Origin of the sequence: Bacillus sp. AM 13(2015), assembly GCF_001518755.1 — a bacterium.
In the GTDB taxonomy this organism is placed as follows: domain Bacteria; phylum Bacillota; class Bacilli; order Bacillales; family Bacillaceae; genus Bacillus; species Bacillus safensis.
Window position 1 is genome coordinate 49,075 of record NZ_LKCP01000030.1, and the last position, 7,834, is coordinate 56,908.

The following is a 7,834-nucleotide window of genomic DNA, read 5'->3' on the forward strand; positions in this document are numbered from 1 at the left end:
AAAGAGGATGATTTTATACACTGGCTAATCAGGGTTTGCCCATCTCATGATTTCATCGGTCTTCCAATCCAGCATCAGCTCCCGCTCATCGGATAAGCCATCCTTTGTTTTCACCCTCACCAAAGCGAGGACACGTTTTTTCTGTTGATCGCATTTCATCTGCTTCAGTGTCACATGCCCTTCTTCTGTATCAATATAGATCTTCTGCTTTTCACAAATGCGTTTTACTGAGCTGGCAGCTTCACTCACACCCACCCTAAAAAGATGCTGTTTTTTATAAAAAGAAATCGTGAGCTCTGCACTTCTCAGCTCTTTTTGAAAGCCCATCGTTATCGCTCCTAGGATCAAGAGAAAAAATAGGATCACAGCAAGCACATGCGGATAGATAAACCCTTCCTCTCTTTTCACGATTTAGGAACCACCCCTTTATATGTGAAAAAAACGGCTTCATGAACCTTACCAGATCCATCTGTGACTTTCAGGATGGCTCTATGCTGACTCGTTCTCACCTGAAATTGTTTCACCTTGTGCAATAAAGGAAGATGTCCAGCTTGATCCGTACGTTTTCGAAGCATCTCTTGATATGGCTCAATCGTTACCACTCGCCCTTGATCAGATACATACTCTAACGCATTACCTCCTTGCACCGATCGAACTGCCGTTGCACGGCTTAATTCCTCATCTAATTGCAGGACAGTTTGTTTCCACTCCATTTGTGAAAATCGGTTAATCTCTTCAAAAGGAAGGGCTTTCTCAGCTGTTGAAAAGATCAGTACAGAGCCAAAAGAGAGGAACAAAAATAGCTGCAATTGCCACAAAGCCTGGACAAGGGTAAAACCTTGTTCACCGTTCCGCAACCTGGTGAAAGCATATGGTCTGCTTTTTTTGTAAGTTGTATGATACACATCCCTTCTCTTTACTCCAATTGAATACATATGTGTTGTCGCCTCGCTTCTTTTTGACAGACGATTTTGTACCCTCTATGAATGCTTCATTCATCTGTTCATGTAAGATTTGGTAAGCTTCAAGTTTGGCTCTTACTTCCTTTTTCCCCAGCATGATTTTTTCATAGGCCGGCATAATCACAAGGGCTGCAAATAGGAAGATATGACAAGCAAACAGCGTTTCAATCGTACTAAACCCTCTATTGCTTTTGAACATGGATTCGCCCGCTTCCTAAATAAATCGTGAGTTTATACGTTTGACTGTCAAATTCGACAATGAGAGATCCACCGCTGCTTGGATGTCCATTTTCATTAAAATAGATACCTTGCGAGAATGTAGAAGTTTTGATGCTGCCCTTTTTATGCTGATAAGAAGCAATGACTTCGTTACTCTTTTGATCTATTACCTGATAAGATACATGCGGCGGTTGGATCTCAACATGCACACGTGTTTTTTTGATAAATGCAGTATATGATGCCAATTGAAGATCTTGTTTCATGAGGTTTACTTGTCTTTTGGCTTCAGCGCTTACTATTAAATTTGGGATTTTCATTCCTATGATCGACAATAGAATCGATAGAACTAGTAAGATCATTAGCTGCTCTATGAGGGTAAAACCCTTCTCATGTAAAAGTAATTTATTCATGCTTCACGTTGCCGTTTTGAATGACAATCGCTTTTCCATTAGGACAGGTTAATCCCTTTTTAACATAACCTTCTTTTTCTAACTCAGCTAAAGATGGCGTCTTCCCATCATGCTCCAATTCATACGCCATCACTTGTGTGCTGACCATTGATTTGAGCCCTTCACAGCCCTTTGCTTGAATTGCTTGGTGATGACGTGTGATATTCGGTATGGTAATGAGTAAAAGAATGGATATCACGAGCATGACAATTAACATTTCTAACAGGGTAAACCCTTTATCATTCATGTCTTTGTCCTCCTTCTTACACTTGCTCCATTAGTTGATACATTGGTAAAAGAATAGATAAATATACGATGAGTATAAGAAGTGCCGTCACACCATAGATCACCGGCTGCAGCCAAGACATCCATTTTTCAATTTTCAGCTCTGCATTCTCTAATAGAAATTGGCTGTACGTGTACATTTCTCTTGCTAGCATCCCGCTTGCTTCACCATGTTTGATGATGGCTGCAAAATGTTTTTCGAAAAAAGGACTCTCACTTACTTGATGTGCCATGCTTTCTCCTTTTCTTAACTCATCCATCATTTGTTCACCTATTTCTTGAAGAAAAGGTAAGTAGCTTTGCTGTTTAAAAGCTTGCAAACCCTCGTACATCGATAATCCAGCCTGAAGCAGTCCGCTTAGCTGAAGAGAAAAAAGGTATGTATGCATCAGCTGCATCCCTTTATATAAAAAAGGCAGCTTACTCATCACCCTCAATTTCTCAAGCGTCGACTTTTTCCTAAAAAACAAAGCATAATAGCCGGTAAGACAAATACACAGACAACTGGTGATGAGCAGAAAAGCATGAAGGAATTGAAACATTCCAAACATTCCTTGAATCAGCCAAGACATGCGGGTATCCATCGATGAGTACAAAACAGAAAATTGAGGAATGATCATATTCTGAACGAGTATCAGCACGACCAAAACCGTGAAGATGAGGAAGAGCGGGTAACGCAACATGCGTTTAAACGTGTCTAACTGCTTGACTTTTTTCTCTAAAAAACGGGCGCTTTGTTCTAAAGCACGGGCTAGACTGCCATGCTTCTCAGAAAAACATAGTATGGCGATGACTTCCCGCTGAAAATGGAGTCGCTCGAGCACCACATAAAAAGGCTCGCCTTCGTGCAGCCACTGAATACCTAGTTTTAATTGCTGCCGCTGTTGTTTTGATAACTGGATATTCACCATCACTAATGCCTCAATCAATGTATATCCAGCCTGAATTAATTGAGCCAGTTTTGATAGGCATTCAGCTTGGTCCTTTTTAGACCATACTTTAGAGGCTCGCTTCTTCATAAACCCAGCGATGGTAAGTGTTTTTTGATAAATAGCCGAGTGCCACTCCTTTACGAATTAATCTTTGCAGTGTTTCATATGACGAGTGAGCATATTCTCCTTTAGCCTCCTTGATACACTCACCAAGCTCTTTTCCGAATAGCAGTTCAAATACATTTGTTCGTCTGATCGGTCGATTTAATTTACAGTAAAGCTGACATGTTTCTCCGCAAAAAGGACAGGTGAGCTCGATTAATCGCTGGGCAGCAATCGCAACCATTGTTTGCTCAAGTTCATTCATCGTGACACCAAATTCAAGCATACGATAAAGGGCTCCTTTTGCATTTTTTGCATGGAGCGTACTCAATACTAAATGGCCTGTCAGTGCTGCTCTAATCGCCGTTCTGGCCGTTTCAGCATCTCTTATTTCTCCTAGCACAATCATATCTGGATCATGTCTTAAAATAGCGCGTAATCCTGCGGCATATGTGATGCCGGCTTTTTCATTTACTTGAACCTGTAACACTTCTTCATTTCTTGTTTCCACAGGATCTTCAAGCGTAATAATATTTCGGTTGAAATTCTTTTTTGCAAACTGGATCAGTGAATAGAGGGTTGTTGTTTTCCCCGAATTGGTTGGACCGGTAAATAAAATAAGCCCATGCGAATGCTTCAAAAATGACAATAACCTGGCTGAAGCTTCGGAAATAGTGACAGGTGTTTTATTTTCGGAACATGATCCTGCGGCAATATTCTAATCACTAAACTCTCATCATTTACAGTTGGTAAGGTAGACATTCGAATAAACACCTGGCCGCTTCTTAGCACCACAGCTAATGACCCATTTTGCGGTCTCCTTTTTTCCCCGATATCCATAGAAGATAAAAATTTAAAATGAGCAATGAGCCGCTCGCCGGTTTTTTTATCAATGGTTCGCTGCTGGATTAAATCTGAGTCTACGCGGAAAGATACCAACGCTTCCTTTTCTTTTGGGACAATGTGCACATCAGATGCTCTCATGCGGCATGCTTCTTCTAGCAGCTCTTGCCTTAAATATTCAATCCCATACAAGTGGATCACTCCTTTCATTGATCACATTGTAGAATGGAGGAACCTGAATGACAAAAGAGCATTTTATGATTTTCATGACTAATAAAGCATGAAAACCCTCAACTCAAGATGCATCACATCATTTTTTAGAAAAGAGCATATAAAAAAACCTGACTTTTACAAGTGCAGGTTTCTTCGTCATGATGTGGCTTCTTGCTGCTGCTCTTCAAAAATGCGAAATCCTCTTTTTTCTAAAGCTTTTGCAAGGCTGTGTTCTGTATTTACTTTTGAGAAATCAATGCCGAGTTTCACTACAGTTTGAGCGATCTCTGGGCGAATGCCTGATATAATCGTCTCAATTCCTAATAGCTTCGCACTATCGACCACTTTAAACAGCTGATAAGCAACCATCGTATCAACAACGGGAACGCCAGATATATCAATAAATAAGTGCGTTAGGCGCAGTCTTGAAGCCTGTTCTAGCACGGATTCCAAAATGATTTTAGCCCGGTACGTATCGATTTCTCCGATCAATGGCAAAATCCCGATTTCCTTTGATACTGGAATAACAGGGGCACTCAGTTCTTGAATCATCTCTCTTTGTGCATTCAGCTGACTGAGTGTCACGCGGTCATACTCTTCTGATAAACGCTCAATCATATCATCAAATGTGGCGTGAAAGTGCTGATTCCACTGACACACATCTTGCAGCGTCACTTCAAGCTCTGTTTCTTGGGTGAATGTCTCAATTCTCGAACAGAAAATGTGGCGGAAAATCTTAAATTGTCCAATGATCTCATATAACGGCACCTCGTGCACTGCTCGATCACGAGCAATATCAACAGACCACTTTTTCAAATGGTTTTCTACTTTGTCTGACAGTGTCACAAGTGTTGCTGCAATGGTTTGAATAAACGCTGTGTTCTGTTCCTTCAGCTTCTTTTCCGTTTCCTCTGAAGCATGTTTAGAATATAATGAGCCTTCTTCTGTTCTTGTCTTTAGCCATTCTTCGGTCATGACAGGGGCTTCTTTTAGGATAAATTCGTATAATTGCTTTGATTTTTCATTTTTCATTTACTTCTTTCGCTCCTTTTGCACTTAAAACTCGTGACATACAATTTTTATGTATAAATGACCGTAGATGGTGAACAATATCATTACACGTTTGATATTGGGCTATAGCCAAGTGGTAAGGCAATGGACTTTGACTCCGTGATCGTTGGTTCGAACCCAGCTAGCCCAGTTCAGCACAAAAACGAAGACGGCTGAAGCATGTTTCAGCTGATCTTCGTTTTTTATTAGGAAACTGATTGATGAATCGCTTTCTTTTTTGATATTTTCATGAGTTCTCCTGGATTATAACCAACTACTAATTTATTTCCATCAATGATGATTGGTCTTCGAAGCAGTTTTGGTTTTTCAATGAGAAGCTGCAAAACCTCGTTTACTTTTAAGTCATTAATATTTAAATTTAAGCTTTTAAAGCTTGACTTCTTGTGGCTAAAATTTCATCCATTCCTTCTGTTGTTAAAGAAAGAATCTTTTTTTAATTCATCTAGAGTTGGCGTTTCTCTGAAAAGGTGACGCTCTTTAAAATCAATTTGATTCGCCTTTAACCAATGTTTTGTTTTGCGGCAAGACGTGCAGCTTGGGTATGAATAAAAAGTAATGTCACTCATTAGTCTTCCTCCTTAGGTCGTTAACCTTTTCTCTTATGGAGTAAGTACCCTCATGTTTTTCAGCATAAACACATTTTCATCATTTTTTCAAAAAAATTTTTTCTACATTCAAAATAAATTATTCACACGTTGTCAAAAATGTAAATGTTTACATAACAAGTGGTGATCAGCTATAATATGAATCAAAGGGGTTTTTTAAGGGGAGGGAAAGAAATGAATCGCATGTTCCGCGTGCTTGGCTTTTGGACGGGTATTTTTGCTGTCATGTTCTATTTAGGACATATGAAAGATGCATCGCTGCTGTTCTTCGGTCAAACCGTTCTTTTTGTATTTTTATCCTACTTGAATTTATCCGAAAGAATGTATATTTACATTTTCGGAGCGTACTTGACGATTTTCTTTGCCGGATTTACATATTATTCGATTTTCATCATGGTTCCCGGTACCGGACATTAATTGAAAAAAGCATCTCTTCTAAAGAGATGCTTTTTTCATGCCTGCAATTAAAGAGAAAAACCATTAATAAACGGATTTTGCTCCTGCTCTGTCAGCACAGTGGTTTCCCCGCCATGCCCGCTTAAAACAAGAGTTGATTCTGGCAATGACAATAATTTATGATGGATTGATTGAAGCAGCACTTCCTGACTGCCGCCTACTAAATCTGTTCTCCCGATGCCGCCTTCAAATAGCGTGTCACCAGAAATAACAAAGCCCTCTTCCGCCGAATAGTAAGACACACTGCCAGGTGAATGCCCAGGTGTATGGAACATTTCTAATGTAAACGACCCAATTTGAAGCGTTCCTTCTGACGTAATCAATTTTTCAGCTTCTTTGACCGTAATTCCATTTCCAATCAATCGAGCTGAACCGTTTAATTCAGCGTTCGTGAGCCATTCTTTTTCATTTTCGTGTACATACAGCGGCACTCTCCACTCTTCGCGTACCTCATCTGCCGCACCAATATGATCAAAATGAGCATGTGTCAATAAGACAGCAAGCGGTGTGAGCTGTTTTTCTTTTACATAGGAAATCAGCTTTTGCGCTTCGCCGCCTGGATCAAAAATTAAGCATTCTCCCTGCTCGTTTTTCCAAATATATGCGTTTGCTTGTACATAGCCTAGTGGCATTCTTCTCCAATTCATTTTCATCACCTACTTTATTCATTCTTTTTTATTATGAAGGCTATTCAATAAAAATTCAAACAATCGTCAACTGGAATCTACTCGACAAGCTTTATGAAAACGGTTAAAATGAAAAGAAAGGAAATCAAGGGGATTGATGACAAAGGGGGACTTTCACATGATGCTCGTCATTATTTTTGGTCTAGTCACGATTTTAGCTGCGCTCGGTATCTATCGCTCACTAAAAAAAGTGAACGTACTTGCCATCGCTTTTGCTGGCGCTACATTTTTGGTTTTTGGATGGTTCACTGTCATGACCATCATCTATAGCGGTTATCCAACTGCACATTAAAAGCCTGCATATAGCAGGCTTTTTTTATTGATTTAAATGCTTATTCACGCTTTCTAATTTGCTTGTAAGCGTTGTGGTTTGATCCCGTCTGTCATCGATGCGAATATTGGTCGCTACTCGGTGCAATCCCTTTTCAAAAGGGGCTTCATGAATGCGCTGAATGACCTCAAATAAAACGGATAATTCGCCTTCAATTAACGTATTCATCGGTGTTAATTGATATTTGATTTTCCCTTCTTGTTGAAAACCTTCTAAAATTCTTTGTACATCTGCTACGTAAGCACTGACACTTGGTGTTTCAGTGCCTATCGGAATGATGGTGACGTCTGCTATAGCCATCGTTTTTCCCCTTTCAATCAAATCTCATATTTTCTCGTCCTCATTGTAACCTATCTTCAATCAATCATGCCATGCTTACGTTGCGTTTACAGCAGGTTTGTCTCGTTCTATCGTCAAATCCGCCCTCTCTACCTTTCCGATCTTTGTAAACAAAAGCAAGCATATACCTGAAACAGCTTCAATGATGCCGCCAGCCGCAATGACATACCCAGATCCAAACAGTGTAGCCATATAACCGCCAATGAGAGCGCCTAACGGAATCATCAAGAAGGAAATCATGTTGATAATCGCGTACACTTGCGGCTGATCCTSTGCMTATTGGACATCCAATTTTCGTTTGCGGAAGGTTCCGACAGTTCCAGAGATACGGTATAAATCTG

General features: G+C 40.0%; 12 protein-coding genes, 1 tRNA gene and 3 pseudogenes. 3 read left to right on the forward strand and 13 right to left on the reverse strand.

Features of this window, described 5'->3' with window-relative positions; genetic code table 11:
• Positions 1-24 precede the first annotated feature (24 nt).
• From AOQ70_RS03625 to AOQ70_RS03660, 8 genes and pseudogenes are all read right to left on the reverse strand, one after another.
• On the reverse strand, positions 25-408 hold the full coding sequence (locus AOQ70_RS03625; protein ID WP_039179939.1) for a competence type IV pilus minor pilin ComGG: 384 nt from the start codon (positions 406-408) through the stop codon (positions 25-27).
• On the reverse strand, positions 405-935 hold the full coding sequence (gene comGF, locus AOQ70_RS03630; RefSeq protein WP_257218391.1) for a competence type IV pilus minor pilin ComGF: 531 nt from the start codon (positions 933-935) through the stop codon (positions 405-407). The genes AOQ70_RS03625 and comGF overlap by 4 nt, the downstream gene beginning before the upstream one ends.
• Positions 844-1,161: a competence type IV pilus minor pilin ComGE gene (gene comGE, locus AOQ70_RS03635; RefSeq protein WP_039179945.1), complete on the reverse strand. Its 318-nt coding sequence runs from the start codon at positions 1,159-1,161 to the stop codon at positions 844-846. The genes comGF and comGE overlap by 92 nt, the downstream gene beginning before the upstream one ends.
• On the reverse strand, positions 1,145-1,591 hold the full coding sequence (comGD, locus tag AOQ70_RS03640) for a competence type IV pilus minor pilin ComGD (protein WP_039179947.1): 447 nt from the start codon (positions 1,589-1,591) through the stop codon (positions 1,145-1,147). The genes comGE and comGD overlap by 17 nt, the downstream gene beginning before the upstream one ends.
• A complete protein-coding gene (gene comGC, locus AOQ70_RS03645) occupies positions 1,584-1,877 on the reverse strand; it encodes a competence type IV pilus major pilin ComGC (RefSeq protein ID WP_024422977.1) in 294 nt (97 codons plus the stop codon). The genes comGD and comGC overlap by 8 nt, the downstream gene beginning before the upstream one ends.
• A gap of 16 nt (positions 1,878-1,893) precedes the next feature.
• On the reverse strand, positions 1,894-2,934 hold the full coding sequence (comGB, locus tag AOQ70_RS03650; protein ID WP_039179950.1) for a competence type IV pilus assembly protein ComGB: 1,041 nt from the start codon (positions 2,932-2,934) through the stop codon (positions 1,894-1,896).
• Positions 2,915-3,984 (reverse strand): annotated as a pseudogene (comGA, locus tag AOQ70_RS03655) (competence type IV pilus ATPase ComGA). Before comGA ends, comGB begins: the two are co-directional and overlap by 20 nt.
• A 177-nt stretch (positions 3,985-4,161) precedes the next feature.
• A complete protein-coding gene (locus tag AOQ70_RS03660; protein WP_039179956.1) occupies positions 4,162-5,037 on the reverse strand; it encodes an STAS domain-containing protein in 876 nt (291 codons plus the stop codon).
• 98 nt (positions 5,038-5,135) lie between these two features.
• Here AOQ70_RS03660 and AOQ70_RS03665 point away from each other — a divergent pair.
• Positions 5,136-5,206 (forward strand) — tRNA-Gln (locus AOQ70_RS03665).
• 55 nt (positions 5,207-5,261) lie between these two features.
• Here AOQ70_RS03665 and AOQ70_RS20155 read toward each other — a convergent pair.
• A pseudogene (locus tag AOQ70_RS20155) lies at positions 5,262-5,453 on the reverse strand (ArsC/Spx/MgsR family protein); the annotation flags it as partial.
• Positions 5,454-5,471: 18 nt separating this feature from the next.
• Positions 5,472-5,642 carry a glutaredoxin domain-containing protein gene (locus AOQ70_RS20160; RefSeq protein WP_442854373.1) on the reverse strand — a complete coding sequence of 57 codons (171 nt, stop codon included), beginning with the start codon at positions 5,640-5,642 and terminating at the stop codon, positions 5,472-5,474.
• Positions 5,643-5,855: 213 nt separating this feature from the next.
• On the opposite strand from AOQ70_RS20160, the gene AOQ70_RS03675 reads away from it, so the two are divergent.
• Positions 5,856-6,098, forward strand: a complete 243-nt coding sequence (locus tag AOQ70_RS03675) for a DUF2626 domain-containing protein (RefSeq protein WP_003217440.1) — start codon at positions 5,856-5,858, stop codon at positions 6,096-6,098.
• A gap of 47 nt (positions 6,099-6,145) precedes the next feature.
• Here the strand turns inward: AOQ70_RS03675 and AOQ70_RS03680 are convergent, their stop codons facing one another.
• The gene (locus tag AOQ70_RS03680; RefSeq protein WP_059374881.1) at positions 6,146-6,784 is read right to left on the reverse strand and encodes an MBL fold metallo-hydrolase; all 639 of its coding nucleotides are present in this window, start codon (positions 6,782-6,784) and stop codon (positions 6,146-6,148) included.
• 157 nt (positions 6,785-6,941) lie between these two features.
• On the opposite strand from AOQ70_RS03680, the gene AOQ70_RS19090 reads away from it, so the two are divergent.
• Entirely contained in the window at positions 6,942-7,115 is a 174-nt protein-coding gene (locus AOQ70_RS19090) for a DUF2759 domain-containing protein (protein ID WP_003217333.1), read from the forward strand.
• A gap of 24 nt (positions 7,116-7,139) precedes the next feature.
• Here the strand turns inward: AOQ70_RS19090 and AOQ70_RS03685 are convergent, their stop codons facing one another.
• Both AOQ70_RS03685 and AOQ70_RS19660 read right to left on the reverse strand, forming a co-directional pair.
• Positions 7,140-7,454, reverse strand: coding sequence for an MTH1187 family thiamine-binding protein (locus AOQ70_RS03685; RefSeq protein ID WP_024427984.1), 315 nt, complete (start codon positions 7,452-7,454; stop codon positions 7,140-7,142).
• 75 nt (positions 7,455-7,529) lie between these two features.
• Positions 7,530-7,834 (reverse strand): annotated as a pseudogene (locus AOQ70_RS19660) (hypothetical protein); the annotation flags it as partial.